This is a genomic window from Kitasatospora sp. NPDC056783 (assembly GCF_042789895.1).
In the GTDB taxonomy this organism is placed as follows: Bacteria; Actinomycetota; Actinomycetes; order Streptomycetales; family Streptomycetaceae; genus Kitasatospora.
The window spans coordinates 1-14445 of the sequence record NZ_JBHUAF010000210.1 but is presented as its reverse complement, the minus strand read 5'-3'; the positions used below and the strand labels follow the sequence as shown (position 1 = coordinate 14445).

The following is a 14445-nucleotide window of genomic DNA, read 5'->3' as shown; positions in this document are numbered from 1 at the left end:
GGTGCGGTCCCTGCCGCCGGGTGTTCGGGACGCACCCGGCGGCAGGGACCGTCCGTGCCGCTCACACCAGCAGGAGACCCCCGCACCGCTGGGCGCCGTCCTTCATCGCGATCAGGTTCGCCACGACGTAGGAGATGTTGTTCCGGGAGTGCCACTCGGTCGGGAAGTAGGTGACCAGCCGGGAACTCTGGAACCGGGCCCGGATCTCCGGGACGAAGGCCCGGTACTGGTCGTCGGTGTAGTACCAGAAGGAGTTCTCGTTGTAGAAGGCGACATGGGTCGGGTCCTGGTACGCGCCCCGGCCGTCGGAGCTCGGCGTCATGGTCAGGAGCATCCCGCCCGGGGCCAGCAGCCGGTACAGCTCGTTGATCAGCGGGACCTTCTCGGGCACGTGCTCCAGGAAGTCCACGGCGCGCAGCACACCGACCGAGTCGTCCGGGAGGTCCAGGCGCCCCGGCAGGGTCGCGACGAGGTCGACCCCCTCCCCGGGGTACCGGTCCACCCCCAGGTAGCCGGGTGGCTTGCGGTGCGCCGCGCCGAGGTCCACGGCCAGCAGGCCGCGTCGCTTCGCCCAGGCCAGCGCGTTGGCCTCGATGTACTTGTCGTACAGCGCCACGGTCTCCCGCTGGATGTGCGCGTTCACCTCCGCGTTCCGCTGGGTGTTGCCCGGGTGCATCCGCTGGAGGTACAGGCAGCGCGGGATGTGGTGGAAGTCCCCGGCCTGGAAGAGACGGCACATCAGGTCCTGGTCGTCGAGCACGGTGCGGGTGGCGTCGTACCCGCCCACCCGCTCGTAGACCTCCCGGCGGAACGCCCGCACGTGGTTGGGCGCGTACCAGATGTACGACACGTTGTGCGGGGTCGGCGCCATCGCGAGCGACTGGAGCAGCCGTCGGCCGTCGACCTCCGTCTCCTCGTACCGCCAGCCGTGCTCCTCGTTGAAGCGCGAGTCGTCCCGGCCGCCGTCCTCGGTGATCTGGGCGGTGTGGCTGTACACGAGCACGGCTTCGGGGTGGTCGTCGAAGGCCTCCGCCAGCCGCGCCAGACAGTCGGGTGCCAGCAGGTCGTCGTGGTCGAGCTCGACGAGGATCTCGCCCCTCGCCAGCTCGCAGGCCCGGCGCTTCGCCGCCCCGACGCCGCTGATCCCGTCGTTGACCTCCACCCTGACGCGGTCGTCGGGCCGCTCGGGCCGCCAGCGCGCGCCGCCGTTGAGCACCACGACCCACTCCCAGTCCGAGCGGCTCTGCGCGGTGAGCGTGGCGAGGCACTCGTCGAGGAAACGCGGGTGGTGGCTCGGCGTGAAGACGGAGAACTTCGGTGTGGCGAGCGATGTCATCGGTGGGCACCTGCCTGGGAGGCTGTCGGTTCGGGGGTCGGACCCGTGCGCACGGAATCCCGGAACTCCTCCGGGACGAGTTGCCGTAGCGACGGGTCGGTCCGGACGGCGGTCCGGAAGGATTCCTCGGCCTCACCGCGGTGTCCCTGCCTGGCCAGGCCGTAGCCGAGGTGCAGGTGCGCGGTGGCGGCCTTCGGATCGGCGCTGACGATCCTCCGCAGGATCGAGACGGCCTGGTCGGTGTCGCCCGGCCCGAGCAGGATCGCCTTGTTGAAGAGCGCCGGTTGGTAGTCGGGATCGGTCCTCAGCGCGCTGTCGTAGGCGGCGAGGGCCTCGGCGGAACGGTTGTTCTGCTGGGCGATGACACCGAGGTCGTACCAGGCCAGTTTGTTGCCGGGCTCCAGCTCCAGGACTTGGCGGAAGATGCTCTCCGCCAGGTCGTAGTGCTTCAACTCGCCTTGTTTGATGCCTTCTTGGAGCAGGACCTCGCCGGGTGGGGGTGCGGCGGGCGAGGTCGACGCCGGGCCCTTGGCCGGCGGGGCGGTGCTCGTGGAGCCGGTCGCGGACAGGTGGAGCCAGCCGCCCACCGCCGCGGCGGCCACGGTGACGACGAGGCCCTTCCACAACGATCTTCGTTTCACAGGATCTCCACCTCGTCGGTCCGATGATGCCGCTCACCCGGCCCGCGGGAAGCGGAGCCGGGTGAGCAGCATTCTCAGGAGAGGAGCGCGACTCGGGACGCTAGGGCGCGCACACCGCGTACGAGGTGACCTGAGTGGCGGGCAGCGCAAGGGTGTTGACCTGCCATCCGGTGGCCGGCGATGTCGCCGAGCCCCCGACCGGGACACTGGAGGCGATGTCGGCGGAGAGCCCCTGGAAGCCACCACCGATGGCATGCGTCCCGGTGGGGCAGGTGGCGGTGGCGGTACCGATACCGGTCGCCGTGATGATCACACTCTCCGCTCCGGCGGCGGGTCCCTGGAAGCCCTGCGGACCCTGGGCGCCTTGGGTGCCGGTCGTGCCTTGGGCTCCCTGCGGGCCGGTGGCGCCTTGGAAGCCCTGCGCCCCTTGGAAACCCTGCGGCCCCTCCGCGCCCGTCGCGCCTTGGGTACCTGTTGCGCCTTGGGCGCCGGTGGCACCTTGGGCGCCTGTGGTTCCGGTGGTGCCCTGGAAGCCCTGTGGCCCTTGTACGCCGGCCACGCCCTGCGTTCCTTGGGTGCCGGTGGCGCCTTGAGAGCCGGTCGTACCTTGGGCGCCGGTGGCACCTTGGGCTCCCGGGACACCTTGGAAGCCTTGCGCGCCTTGGGTACCTGTTGCGCCTTGGGCGCCCGTGGTTCCGGGATCGCCTTGGAAGCCCTGTGTTCCTTGTACGCCGGTGGCGCCTTGGGTGCCTGTTGGGCCTTGGGTGCCGGTGGCGCCTTGAGAGCCGGTTGCACCTTGGGTGCCGGTGGCGCCCTGGGCCCCTGGGGTGCCTTGGAAGCCTTGCGTGCCTTGGGTGCCGCTTGGGCCTTGGGTGCCGGTGGCACCCTGCGCGCCGGTCGCGCCCTGGGCGCCGGTGGTCCCGGTGGTGCCCTGGAAGCCCTGTGGTCCTTGTACGCCGGCGACGCCCTGCGTTCCTTGGGCGCCGGTGGTCCCCTGTGTCCCCTGGGCGCCGGTCGCGCCTTGGCTTCCCTGCGTTCCCTGCGTTCCCTGGGCCCCTTGGCTGCCCTGCGGCCCCTGGGGTCCCTGCGACCCGTGCTCCCCGTGGTGGTCTCCGAAGGTTTCCCAGTATCCCCAGATCCCCCAGTCCCCCCAGTCCCAGAGACCGCCGGTGAAGTCCCTCATCAAGCCCGGGCGATGGCCCAGGTCGGAGCTCATGGCGCCGTTCGGTCCCGGAATGTTCGCGAAGTCCGTGCTGACGGAGCGTGTGACCGCGCTGGCCAGGGCCTCCGTGGTCGATGCCAGGTTGACGGCCGCGGTCAGTGCGGCCGCCGTCGACAGCATGGCGATGGATCTGACACGGGATCTTCGAAGTGACTTCTTCGTCATGGATGGGTCTTCCTGAGAGGTGACGCATGGACACAGCCGCGCAGAGGGATCTGCGGGCATCCGCAGGTGCGCCTCGACGGTCATCGGTGGGACCAGTATGTTTTCGGCGCCGTCCGCTCTCAGGTTCCGTTCCGTCCTTTGCCCGCTGAATGTCACCCACCCGAGTTCGGGCCCTCGGAAGACCGCATCCGAGGGCCCGTCGCCTCGTCAGAGGACTCCGTGGCTCAGCGGTAGATCGCCACCCGGGGCTCGATGGTCCCCTGGAGCGGAGCCTTGCCGACGACGGTGAGCCGGTACTGCTCGGTGAGGGTGCCGTGGCCGTGCAGCACCAGCTGGGACGGGTCGAGCAGGGTGTACAGGGTGCCGGTCTGGCTGGCGAGTGCGGTGGTGCGCCAGTGGCCGTCGTGCCCCAGGACTTCGAGCCGGATGCTCGCGGGGTCGAGGAAGGGGCCGTTGGCGGGGGATTCCACGAGGATCTGTGGGGCGACCGTCCGGTCCCTCGCGGAGTCGTTGCGGTATGTGACGGTGATCGCCCGCTGCGCGTGGTCGGACGGCAGCGGGCTGCGGGGGAGCTCCACGAAGCGGGAGATCAGCTCGTTGGGCGGGGCCGCGACGGCGGGGGTGGCCAGTGCGGCGGTCGGCAGCGCGGCGATGGCGGCGGCCAGTGCCAGGCTCCTGCGGGGGATCTTCCGGGTGCGCATGGCGCCTCCCTTGGTCGACGGCCGGTTCGCGGAGTGCGCCGGTGGTTCCGGCGGCAGGTCCGCAAGACACCACCCTGCCCCCTCACCCGGAAAGCCGCATGCCGCGAGCCCGCGCCGGACCCTCGAACGACGCCGGGACAGGCCCGGTTCCGGCCCGGAACCGGCCCCGGGCCGGTGTTCCCGCTGGGCCGAACGTGCGACGGCCGCGGCCACCACGCCGGTGCGCCACCCCCACCGGGAGCGGGGACCGTACCTTGGGCCGCAGCCTCCGCCCGGCGGCCTCGCGCCGCCGCGGAGCACCCGGAACGCCGGAGGAACGTCGTGAGGTGGGGAGGGACGGCTTGCTGGCGCGTTTCGTGGAGTCGAGGCAGCGGCTGCCGATCCTGATCCGGTACGGTCACCGTTCCTGGCTGGTGCCGGTGGCGGTGCTCGCGCTGGTGGTGGGCGTGGACGCGGCCACACCGCCCTCGTTCGTGTCCGTCAGCTGGCTGGTGATGGTGCCCGTGGTGGCCGCCGCGCTCTGCGGGCCGGCGACCACCGCGCTGTTCTCCCTGGTCACGGTCGCGGCCTTCCCGGCCCTGGACAGCGTCTGGGGCAAGTCCCAGGGGCTGGAGGACTTCCTGCTGGTGGCCGCCGGGGCGCTCCTCTCGGTGCCGCTCAGTGTCTTCCGGGCTCGGGCCGCGGCCTATGTGCGTCACCTCCAGGGCACCGCCGAGACCACCCGGCAGGTGGTGCTGCGCACGGTGCCGCCGGGGTGGGGCGGGGTGGACTCGGCGGCGCGCTACCTGGCCGCGGACGTCGAGGCCCGGGTGGGCGGCGACTTCTACGACGTGCTGGCCACCCCGTTCGGGGCGAGGGTCATCCTCGGCGACGTCCAGGGCAAGGGGCTGCCGGCCGTCTCCACCGCGGCGGCGCTGGTCGGCTGCTTCCGGGAGGTGGCCTTCCACGAGGGGGACCTGGCCACCGTCGCGTCCTGGATGGAGGAGCGGGCGCACCGGCAGAACGTGCTGGCGGAGCGGCTGGGGGACCGCGAGGAGCGGTTCGCCACGGCGGTGGTCATCTGGTTCCCGCTCGACGCCCCGGGGGAGATCGAGGTGGTCAACTTCGGCCACGACAGCCCCTACGTCCTCGGCCCCTCGGGCTTGCGGCAGCTGCCGCCGGGCGACGGCGCCCCGATCGGGCTGGCCCAGTTGTGCGGTGGGCTGCCGGAGGTCCAGCGGCTGCGGCTGGGCGTGGACGAGACGCTGCTGATCGTCACGGACGGGGTGTCCGAGGCCCGCGACCGGATGGGGACCTTCTTCCCCCTGCGCACCCACCTGGAGCGGCTGGCCGCGGCGCCCGGCGAGGTCGACCCGGGGTTCCTGGTCGACGAGGTGGCCGCCGCGGTCGTCCGGCACACCGGCGGCCGGCTGACCGACGACACCGCGTTGCTCGCGGTGCGGCAGATCGCCGGCGCGCCCGACGCCAGCTGGTGAGCCGGCCTGCCGGGTGCTCCGTCAGCTTCCGCCCATCAGGCGGTACATGCCGATCGAGTCGTGGGTGGCGGTGTCCGCGAAGCCGAACTTCTCGTAGAGGAAGCGCGCCGGGCCGTCCGCGATCAGTGAGACGTAGGCGGTGGCCGGTGCCCGGCGCTCCAGTTCCTCGGTGAGCGCGGCCATGATCCGCCGGCCGAGGCCGCGCCCCTGGTGGGCGGGGTGGACGCAGATGTCGGTGATCTGGAAGGCGGTGCCGCCGTCGCCGATGATCCGTCCCATGCCGATCGGCTCGCCCCGGTGGTGGAGGACCACGCCGTACCAGGTGTTGGGGAGGGCGACCGCGACGGCCTCGGGTGCCTTGTCGGAGAGGCCGGCGTCGGTGCGCAGCCGGCGGAAGACCTCGACGGTGGGCACGCCGGGGCGGATCTCGTAAGGGTCACTCATCATATTCATGCCTTACATGCTACCGGTAGGCGATCACGCCGGGCTCCGGCCGCCCGAGTGAACGCGCGGCACGACATGCCGGACCGGGCGGGGGGTCGCGGGGGCGGCGGCGATGATCGCCGGGTTCCCGGACCCCACCCCGTCGGAGGCGGACATGCGGATTCTTCTCCTCGCCAGCGCGTTCAACAGCCTCAGCCAGCGGCTGCACGCCGAACTGCGCGACCGGCGCCACATCGTCGACGTCCAACTCGCCGGTGACGACGACGAGTTGCGCGAGACGGTGGGGCGCCTGCGGCCCGACCTGCTGCTCGCCCCGATGCTGCGCACGGCCGTCCCGCAGGACGTCTGGTCCCGGCTCACCTGTCTGATCGTCCACCCCGGACCACCGGGCGACCGGGGCCCGTCCTCCCTGGACCGGGCGATCCAGGAGGGGCGCACCGAGTGGGGCGTCACGGTGCTCCAGGCCGAGGCGGAGATGGACGCCGGTCCGGTCTGGGCCTGGGCGCCCTGCCGGCTGCCCGCGTACGGCAAGAGCGACCTGTACCGCAACGAGGTCGCCGACGCGGCGGTGACGGCCGCGCTGCTCGCCGTGGAGCGCTTCGCCTCGCCCGGGTACGTGCCGCAGCGCCAGTCCGGCCCCGGCTGGCACGGAACGGTCCGCACCCGGCCGCCGCTGCGTCGGGAGAGCCGTCGGATCGACTGGGCGGCCCACGCCACCGAGGAGGTGCTGCGCCGGCTCCGCGCGGCGGACTCCCGGCCCGGGGTGCCCGACGAGCTGTGCGGCGGCGAGTGGTTCCTGCACGGCGGGCACCGCGAGCCGCTGCTGCGCGGCCGCCCCGGCGAGCTGCTGGCCACCCGGGCGGGCGCCGTGTGCCGGGCGACCTCCGACGGCGCGGTGTGGATCCCCGAGCTGAGCCGCCGCGCCCCCGGCGGCCGTACGGGCGTCAAGCTCCCGGCGGTGTCGGCGCTCGGGGACCTGCTGCCGCCGCTGCCGGAGGCGCCGGCGCCGCTGATGCAGGACGAGGCGGACGACCGGATCTGGTCGGACATCCGCTACCGGGAGGAGGGCGCGGTGGGCTTCCTGCGCTTCTCGTTCCCGGGCGGCGCGATGTCCACCGAGCACTGCCGCCGGCTGCTGGCCGCGTACCGCATCGCCCTCGCCCGTCCGACCTCGGTGCTGGTGCTCGGCGGCGGCCGGGACTTCTTCTCCAACGGCATCCACCTCAACGTGATCGAGGCCGCGCCGGACCCGGCCGTCGAGTCCTGGGACAACATCACCGCGATGGACGAACTGGTCGACGCGGTGCTCACCACCACGGACCGGCTGGTGGTCTCCGCGATCGGCGGCAACGCGGCGGCGGGCGGCGTGATGCTGGCGCTGGCGGCGGACGAGGTGTGGTGCCGTGCCGGTTCGGTCCTCAACCCGCACTACCGGCTGATGGGGCTGTACGGCTCGGAGTACTGGACGTACACCCTGCCGCGCCGGGTCGGCGCGGCGGCGGCCGAGCGGCTGACCCGCCAGGCGCTCCCGGTCTCGGCGGCCACCGCCGAGCGGATCGGCCTGGTCGACCGGGTGCTCGACCACGGGCCGGACGCGTTCGGGCCGGGCGCGGCCCACCTGGCCGGGCTGCTGGCCGCCTCGCCCACCACCCAGCAGCGGATCGCGGCGAAGAAGGCCGCGCGCGAGGCCGACGAGCGGACGAAGCCGCTCGACGCCTACCGGGAGGAGGAGCTCGCGGTGATGCACCGGCAGTTCTTCACACCCGAATCGCCGTACCACGTGCTGCGATCCGCGTTCGTCCACAAGCGGCCGGTGAGGACGGGGCCGAGCGCCCGGGTGTGACCCGAACGGCCGCGCCGGGCTTGCCCGCCCGGGCCCGGGTTCCCGCCGGGCGGACCGGCGCGAGGCGCGGAGCGTTGCTATGACTGGGCTTCGAGCCATACCGTCCGGCTCCCATCCCCGAGGAGGCATCCTCATGGGTGCTGCAACACCTGCCACAGCCGAAACGGCCGAAACTGCCGGAGGAGCCGCGACCACCGACACCGACGTGGTGCACATCCTCTGGATCAACGCCGGCCTCAGCTGCGACGGCGACTCCGTCTCGCTGACCGCCGCGATGCAGCCGAGCATCGAGGAGATCGTCACCGGTGCCCTGCCCGGCCTGCCGAAGGTCGCGGTGCACTGGCCGCTGATCGACTTCGAGTGCGGCCCGGTCCAGGGCGCGGACAACTTCGTCGAGTGGTTCTTCAGAGCCGACCGCGGCGAGATCGAGCCGTTCGTGCTGGTCGTCGAGGGGTCCATCCCCAACGAGAAGATCAAGAAGGAGGGTTACTGGTGCGGTTTCGGCGACGATCCCGCCACCGGCCAGCCGATCACCACCAGTGAGTGGCTGGACCGGCTCGCCCCCAAGGCGACCGCCGTGGTGGCGATCGGCACCTGCGCCACGTACGGCGGCATCCACGCGATGGCCGGCAACCCGACCGGTGCGATGGGCGTGCCCGACTACCTGGGCTGGGACTGGACCTCGAAGGCCGGGCTGCCGATCGTCTGCGTCCCGGGCTGCCCGATCCAGCCCGACAACTTCGCCGAGACGCTCACCTACCTGCTGTACCAGCTGGCCGGCTCCGCGCCGATGATCCCGCTCGACGACAAGCTGCGGCCCGCCTGGCTGTTCGGCGCCACCGTGCACGAGGGCTGCGACCGCGGCGGCTACTACGAGCAGGGGCAGTTCGCCACCGACTACGGCACGCCCGAGTGCCTGGTGCGGCTCGGCTGCTGGGGCCCGGTCGTCAAGTGCAACGTCACCAAGCGCGGCTGGACCAACGGCATCGGCGGCTGTCCGAACGTGGGAGGCATCTGCATCGCGTGCACCATGCCGGGCTTCCCGGACAAGTTCATGCCCTTCATGGACCCGCCGCCCGGCTCGCGCGTCTCGTCCAACGCCAGCAACGCGTACGGCACGCTGATCCGCCGGCTGCGCGCGATCACGCTGAACACCCTGGACAAGGAACCGAAGTGGCGCCACGCCGGCGACCACCTGACCACGGGCTACCGGCCGCCCTGGTGACGCCGGAGGGCCGCACACCGCCCGGTGTGCGGCCCGTCGCCGCCGCTCCCGCCCCCGCCCCCGATCAGAGAAGGACACGACAGACACGATGGCAACACCGATCAAGAGGGCGGCCGGCGACGGCAGCGGCCTGACCGAGATGTCCTGGGACCCGATCACCCGGATCGTGGGCAGCCTGGGCATCCACACGAAGATCGACTTCAAGCAGAAGAAGGTCGCGGAGTGCTACAGCACCTCCTCGGTCTTCCGCGGCTACAGCGTCTTCATGCGCGGCAAGGACCCGCGCGACGCCCACTTCATCACCAGCCGGATCTGCGGGATCTGCGGCGACAACCACGCCACCTGCTCCGTCTACACCCAGAACATGGCGTACGGGGTGAAGCCGCCGCACCTGGGGGAGTGGATCATCAACCTCGGCGAGGCCGCCGAGTACATGTTCGACCACAACATCTTCCAGGAGAACCTGGTCGGGGTCGACTACTGCGAGAAGATGGTCCGCGAGACCAACCCCGGCGTGCTGGAGCTGGCCGAGCGCACCGAGGCCCCGCACGCGGGGGACCACGGGTACAAGACGATCGCCGACATCATGCGCTCGCTCAACCCGATCGAGGGCGAGTTCTACCGCGAGGCGCTCCAGGTCAGCCGGTACACCCGGGAGATGTTCTGCCTGATGGAGGGCCGCCACGTGCACCCCTCCACGCTCTACCCGGGCGGCGTCGGCACCGTCGCCACCGTGCAGCTGTTCACCGACTACCTGACCCGGCTGATGCGCTACGTCGAGTTCATGAAGAAGGTCGTGCCGCTGCACGACGACCTCTTCGACTTCTTCTACCAGGCCCTGCCCGGCTACGAGGAGGTCGGCCGCCGGCGGGTGCTGCTCGGCTGCTGGGGCAGCCTCAACGACCCGGAGCACTGCGACTTCACCTACCGCAACATGACGGACTGGGGCCGGCGGATGTTCGTCACCCCCGGCGTCGTGGTGGACGGCAAGCTCGTCACCAACGACCTCACGCAGATCAACCTCGGCATCCGCATCCTGCTCGGCAGCTCCTACTACGAGGACTGGCAGGGCAAGGAACTGTTCGTCACCCACGACCCGCTGGGCAACCCGGTCGACCCCCGGCACCCGTGGAACCAGCACACCATCCCGGCCCCGCAGAAGCGGAACTTCGACGACAAGTACAGCTGGGTGATGTCCCCGCGCTGGTTCGACGGCAAGGACCACCTCGCCCTCGACACCGGCGGCGGCCCGATCGCCCGCCTCTGGTCCACCGCCCTGTCCGGGCTGGTCGACATCGGCTACGTCAAGGCCACCGGCCACAGCGTCGTGATCAACCTGCCCCGCTCGATGACCAAGCCCGAGGTCACCTTCGAGTGGAAGATCCCGCGGTGGAGCAACGCCATCGAGCGCAACCGCGCTCGCACCTACTTCCAGGCGTACGCGGCCGCCGCCGCCCTGCACTTCACCGAGAAGGCGCTCGAAGAGGTCCGCGCCGGGCGCAGCCAGACCTGGGAGCGCTTCGAGGTGCCGGACGAGTCGATCGGCTGCGGCTTCACCGAGGCCGTGCGCGGCGTGCTCTCGCACCACATGGTGATCCGCGACGGGAAGATCGCCAACTACCACCCGTACCCGCCCACTCCGTGGAACGCCAGCGTCCGGGACAGCTACGGCACGCCCGGCCCGTACGAGGACGCGGTGCAGAACACGCCCATCTTCGAGGAGAACCCCCCGGAGCGCTTCAAGGGCATCGACATCATGCGCGCGGTGCGCAGCTTCGACCCCTGTCTGCCCTGCGGCGTGCACATGTACGTCGGCGGCGGGCGCACCGTGCAGACCATGCACGTGCCCACCGGCCTGAGCGGGCTCACCGCATGACGGCCGAGCGGACCGGGCAGCGGATCCAGCAGGCCCTGGACGCGCTGGCCGACAGCGGCGCCGACGCCGAGCGGGCCGGCGAGCAACTCGTCCGGGAGATCATCGGGTTCCACGGCCAGGGCCTGGCCCGGCTGGTCCCGGCGCTGCCCCCGCCCGCCCTGGAACGGATGCTGGACGACCCGGCGGTGGCCGGGCTGCTGCTCCTGCACGACCTGCACCCCGAGGACCTCGCCGCCCGGATCGACCGGGCGCTCGCCGCCCTGCCCGAACGGGTCGAGGCGGCCGGCTTCGACCCGGACACCGGCACCCTGCGGCTGCGCCGGACGGCCACCGGCTGCGGCTGCGGCGAACGGGAGGTGGAGGCCGCCCTCGCCTGCCACGCCCCCGAGGTGACGGCCGTGGAACTGGAACGCGCCCCGCAGCTGCTCCAGATCGGCACCCGCCCGCCGCAGGCCGCGGAGGCGCGATGAACACCCGCCGGATCTCCCGCGACGGGACCGCCCTGCTGCACCGGCTGCGCGAACCGGCCCCGCCGCGCCCCGAACAGTGCGCGCTCTGCGGCCGGGACCTGCCCGAAGGCCACCGCCACCTGGTGGACGTCGAGGAGCGCGCCCTGGCCTGCGCGTGCACCGCCTGCGGCCTGCTGTTCCGGCAGCCGGGCGCGGCCGGCGGCCGCTACCGCACCGTGCCGGACCGCTACCTCGCCGACCCGGCGGGCGAGTTGGACCAGCGGGCCTGGTCGGCGCTGGGCATCCCGGTCGGCACCGCCTTCCTGTTCCGCAACACCGTGCTGGACCAGCTGCTCGCCTTCTACCCCGGCCCGGCCGGCGCCACCGAGAGCGAACTGGACGAGGAGGCCTGGCGGCGCGCCCTCGGCGCCAGCCGGCTGGCCGCCGCCCTGGAGCCGGACGTGGAGGCGCTGCTGCTGCGCCGCACCGAGGAGCGGGTCGCGTGCTACCTGGTGCCGATCGACGTCTGCTACGAGCTGGTCGGCCGGCTGCGGCGCCGCTGGCACGGCTTCGACGGCGGCGCCGAGGCCCGGGCCGAACTCGACGCGTTCTTCGCCCGGTTGGCCGCCAAGGCCCGCCCGCTGCCCGCGGCGGTGACGGCGTGACGGCCCTCGGCTTCGCCTGCGTGGGCGTGCGCTCCGACCCGTACGCGGCCGGGCCGACCCTGGTGTTCCGGCTGCGGATCACGGCCGCGGCCGACACCCGGGTGCACGCCCTCGCCCTCCAGTGTCAGCTGCGGATCGAACCGGCCCGCCGGCCGTACGCGGACGCCGAGGGCGAGCGGCTGACCGACCTGTTCGGCGGGCGGGAGCGCTGGGCGACCACGCTCAACCCGGTCCAGTTCGCCACCGTGCCGCTGCTGGTGCCCGGCTTCACGGGCGGCACCGAGATCGACCTCGCGGTGCCCTGCACCTACGACCAGGACATCGCCTCGGCCCGCTACTTCCGGGCGCTGGACGGCGGCGAGGTGCCGCTCCTGCTGCTCTTCTCCGGCACCGCCTTCGCCGGCCCGGCCGGCTTCCAGGTCAGCCCGGTGCCCTGGGACCGCGAGGCCCGGGTGCGGATGCCGGTCCGGGTCTGGCGGGAGGCGATCGACCGGCACTTCCCGGACAGCGGCTGGCTGCGGCTGCCGGATCAGGTGATGGACGAACTGCTGGCCTACCGCTCCCGGCGGGCCCTGCCCTCCTGGGAGGCGACGGTGCGCGAGCTGCTCGCGGCGGCGGCGATCGGGGAGGGGGCCCGGTGAGCGTCTTCCCCGAAGGGATCGAGCGCGGCTTCGCGGCCGCCCGGCAGATCGCCGACGCGGTGCTGCTGGAGGGCTACGTCCTCTATCCGTACCGGGCCTCGGCGGCGAAGAACCGGCTGCGCTGGCAGTTCGGCGTCCTGGTGCCGCCCGCCTACACCGCGATGGGCGGCGAGCACTCCCACCAGCGCACCGAGTGCCTGACGGAGGCGCGCGACGGCGACGTGCTGGCGGTCGAACTGCGCTTCCTGCGGGTGCGGCGGCGGACCGTGGAACGGGCCGTTCCCGCCGGCTTCGAGTCGGTGGAGCGGCTGGAGCTGGCCGACCGGGACCTCGTCGAGTGGGACGAGGGAGCCGAGGAGCGGATCGAACTCCTGCTGCCCGTAGATGAGTTGACCGGCGCCGGGCTGCAACGCACGTTCCGGCTGCCAGGTGTCGGGGAGACCGGGCTGGTGCACGAGCGCGGCGCGGTCGTCGGCCGGGTGATACGGCGCCGCGAACAGGTCGACGGCCTGGTGCGGCTGCGCGTCGAGGAACTGCCCGGCCCGTACCGGGCGCAGCGGCTGACCGTCGAGGTGGAGAACACCTCCGGCTGGGAGCCGCCCCGGCAGGCCACCCGCGAACAGGCGCTGCCGCGCTCGCTGGTCTCCGCCCACCTGCTGCTCGGACTGGAGCACGGCCGCTTCCTGTCCGTCACCGACCCGCCCGAGTGGGCCCGCCCGGCCGTCGAACGGTGCCGCAACGACCGCACCTGGCCGGTGCTGGCCGGCCCGGAGGGCGAGCGCCGGGTGGTGCTCTCCTCGCCGATCATCCTGGAGGACCACCCGCGGATCGCCCCGGAGAGCCTCGGCACCCTGTACGACGCCACCGAGATCGACGAGATCCTGGCCCTGCGGACGGCGGCCCTGACCGAGGAGGAGAAGCGCGAGGCCCGGGGCACCGACGAGCGGGCCGGCGCCGTCGTCGACCTCGCCGAGTCGATGCCGCCCGAGGTGCTGGAACGGCTGCACGGGGCGATCCGCGGACTGCGCGAGGTCACCGGAGGCTCCGGCGACCCGGCCGGACAGCCCTGGTGGGACCCGGGCAACGACCCGGACGTCGACCCGGAACGCGACCGGGTCCTGGTCGACGGACGGCAGGTCGGCGCCGGCAGCCGGGTGCTGCTGCGGCCCGGACGGCGGCGCACCGACGCCCAGGACCTCTTCCTGGACGGGCGCACCGGCGTCGTCGAGGCGGTGCTGCACGACCTCGACGGCTCGGTGCACCTGGCCGTCACGGTGGAGGACGACCCGGGCGCCGACCTGTGGCGCGCCCAGGGCCGCTTCCGCTACTTCCAGCCCGACGAGGTCACCCCCCTGGAGGGGCCGTGACGGTCCTGGTCGCCGGCGTCGGCAACATCTTCCTCGGCGACGACGGCTTCGGCGTCGAGACGGTCCGCCGGCTCTCCGCCCACCCGCTGCCGGCGGGCGTCGAGGTGGTCGACGTCGGCGTGCGCGGAGTGGACCTGGCGTACCGGCTGCTCGACGGCCACCGCACCGCCGTCCTGGTGGACGCCACCTGCCGGGGCGGCCCGCCCGGCACCGTCTACCTGATCGAGGCGGACCCCGGGCAGCCGTCGGAGGCACCCGTCCTGGACGGACACCGGATGGGGCCGGACGCGGTACTGGCACTGCTCGCCACACTCGCCGCCGGCACCGGCGGCCGGCCGCCCGGGCGGGTGCTGGGGGTCGGCTGCGAGCCGGCCTCGCTGGAGGAGGGCAGCGGG

At 72.8% G+C, this 14445-nt stretch carries 14 protein-coding genes; 9 read left to right on the top strand and 5 right to left on the bottom strand.

Features of this window, described 5'->3' with window-relative positions:
* Nucleotides 1-61: 61 nt before the first annotated feature.
* The 4 genes from ACFRMQ_RS25860 to ACFRMQ_RS25845 all read right to left on the bottom strand — a co-directional run bounded on the left by ACFRMQ_RS25860 (nt 62) and on the right by ACFRMQ_RS25845 (nt 4065).
* A complete protein-coding gene (locus ACFRMQ_RS25860; RefSeq protein WP_380733017.1) occupies nt 62-1336 on the bottom strand; it encodes a glycosyltransferase in 1275 nt (424 codons plus the stop codon).
* The gene (locus ACFRMQ_RS25855) at nt 1333-1977 is read right to left on the bottom strand and encodes a tetratricopeptide repeat protein (RefSeq protein ID WP_380733016.1); all 645 of its coding nucleotides are present in this window, start codon (nt 1975-1977) and stop codon (nt 1333-1335) included. Before ACFRMQ_RS25855 ends, ACFRMQ_RS25860 begins: the two co-directional genes overlap by 4 nt.
* A 100-nt stretch (nt 1978-2077) precedes the next feature.
* The gene (locus ACFRMQ_RS25850) at nt 2078-3364 is read right to left on the bottom strand and encodes a collagen-like protein (protein WP_380733015.1); all 1287 of its coding nucleotides are present in this window, start codon (nt 3362-3364) and stop codon (nt 2078-2080) included.
* A 224-nt stretch (nt 3365-3588) separates the two neighbouring features.
* Nucleotides 3589-4065 carry a signal peptide protein gene (locus tag ACFRMQ_RS25845; RefSeq protein WP_380733014.1) on the bottom strand — a complete coding sequence of 159 codons (477 nt, stop codon included), beginning with the start codon at nt 4063-4065 and terminating at the stop codon, nt 3589-3591.
* 341 nt (nt 4066-4406) lie between these two features.
* On the opposite strand from ACFRMQ_RS25845, the gene ACFRMQ_RS25840 reads away from it, so the two are divergent.
* Nucleotides 4407-5540: a PP2C family protein-serine/threonine phosphatase gene (locus ACFRMQ_RS25840; protein ID WP_380733013.1), complete on the top strand. Its 1134-nt coding sequence runs from the start codon at nt 4407-4409 to the stop codon at nt 5538-5540.
* A 21-nt stretch (nt 5541-5561) separates the two neighbouring features.
* On the opposite strand, the gene ACFRMQ_RS25835 is transcribed toward ACFRMQ_RS25840, so the two are convergent.
* Nucleotides 5562-5993 carry a GNAT family N-acetyltransferase gene (locus ACFRMQ_RS25835; protein ID WP_380733012.1) on the bottom strand — a complete coding sequence of 144 codons (432 nt, stop codon included), beginning with the start codon at nt 5991-5993 and terminating at the stop codon, nt 5562-5564.
* Between the two features lie 145 nt (nt 5994-6138).
* On the opposite strand from ACFRMQ_RS25835, the gene ACFRMQ_RS25830 reads away from it, so the two are divergent.
* The 8 genes from ACFRMQ_RS25830 to ACFRMQ_RS25795 all read left to right on the top strand — a co-directional run.
* Complete coding sequence (locus ACFRMQ_RS25830) at nt 6139-7827, top strand: hydrogenase maturation protein (RefSeq protein ID WP_380733011.1); 1689 nt, start codon at nt 6139-6141, stop codon at nt 7825-7827.
* 133 nt (nt 7828-7960) lie between these two features.
* The gene (locus ACFRMQ_RS25825; protein WP_380733010.1) at nt 7961-9052 is read left to right on the top strand and encodes a hydrogenase expression protein HypE; all 1092 of its coding nucleotides are present in this window, start codon (nt 7961-7963) and stop codon (nt 9050-9052) included.
* Nucleotides 9053-9140: 88 nt separating this feature from the next.
* Nucleotides 9141-10928: a nickel-dependent hydrogenase large subunit gene (locus tag ACFRMQ_RS25820; protein ID WP_380733008.1), complete on the top strand. Its 1788-nt coding sequence runs from the start codon at nt 9141-9143 to the stop codon at nt 10926-10928.
* Nucleotides 10925-11398, top strand: a complete 474-nt coding sequence (locus tag ACFRMQ_RS25815) for a thioredoxin (RefSeq protein ID WP_380733007.1) — start codon at nt 10925-10927, stop codon at nt 11396-11398. Before ACFRMQ_RS25820 ends, ACFRMQ_RS25815 begins: the two co-directional genes overlap by 4 nt.
* A complete protein-coding gene (locus ACFRMQ_RS25810) occupies nt 11395-12042 on the top strand; it encodes a DUF5947 family protein (protein ID WP_380733006.1) in 648 nt (215 codons plus the stop codon). The genes ACFRMQ_RS25815 and ACFRMQ_RS25810 overlap by 4 nt, the downstream gene beginning before the upstream one ends.
* Nucleotides 12039-12683 carry a DUF6084 family protein gene (locus tag ACFRMQ_RS25805; protein ID WP_380733005.1) on the top strand — a complete coding sequence of 215 codons (645 nt, stop codon included), beginning with the start codon at nt 12039-12041 and terminating at the stop codon, nt 12681-12683. Before ACFRMQ_RS25810 ends, ACFRMQ_RS25805 begins: the two co-directional genes overlap by 4 nt.
* Nucleotides 12680-14050: a hypothetical protein gene (locus ACFRMQ_RS25800; RefSeq protein WP_380733004.1), complete on the top strand. Its 1371-nt coding sequence runs from the start codon at nt 12680-12682 to the stop codon at nt 14048-14050. The genes ACFRMQ_RS25805 and ACFRMQ_RS25800 overlap by 4 nt, the downstream gene beginning before the upstream one ends.
* The coding region (locus ACFRMQ_RS25795; RefSeq protein ID WP_380733003.1) for a hydrogenase maturation protease at nt 14047-14445 on the top strand (399 nt) is incomplete at its 3' end. The genes ACFRMQ_RS25800 and ACFRMQ_RS25795, both read left to right, overlap by 4 nt.

Bases quoted from the DNA above. Each gene is read 5' to 3' on its own strand.
- ACFRMQ_RS25860 (WP_380733017.1), bottom strand. From the start codon at position 1,336: ATGACATCGCTCGCCACACCGAAGTTCTCCGTCTTCACGCCGAGCCAC.
- ACFRMQ_RS25850 (WP_380733015.1), bottom strand. From the start codon at position 3,364: ATGACGAAGAAGTCACTTCGAAGATCCCGTGTCAGATCCATCGCCATG.
- ACFRMQ_RS25845 (WP_380733014.1), bottom strand. From the start codon at position 4,065: ATGCGCACCCGGAAGATCCCCCGCAGGAGCCTGGCACTGGCCGCCGCC.
- ACFRMQ_RS25835 (WP_380733012.1), bottom strand. From the start codon at position 5,993: ATGAATATGATGAGTGACCCTTACGAGATCCGCCCCGGCGTGCCCACC.
- ACFRMQ_RS25830 (WP_380733011.1), top strand. From the start codon at position 6,139: ATGCGGATTCTTCTCCTCGCCAGCGCGTTCAACAGCCTCAGCCAGCGG.
- ACFRMQ_RS25825 (WP_380733010.1), top strand. From the start codon at position 7,961: ATGGGTGCTGCAACACCTGCCACAGCCGAAACGGCCGAAACTGCCGGA.
- ACFRMQ_RS25820 (WP_380733008.1), top strand. From the start codon at position 9,141: ATGGCAACACCGATCAAGAGGGCGGCCGGCGACGGCAGCGGCCTGACC.
- ACFRMQ_RS25815 (WP_380733007.1), top strand. From the start codon at position 10,925: ATGACGGCCGAGCGGACCGGGCAGCGGATCCAGCAGGCCCTGGACGCG.
- ACFRMQ_RS25810 (WP_380733006.1), top strand. From the start codon at position 11,395: ATGAACACCCGCCGGATCTCCCGCGACGGGACCGCCCTGCTGCACCGG.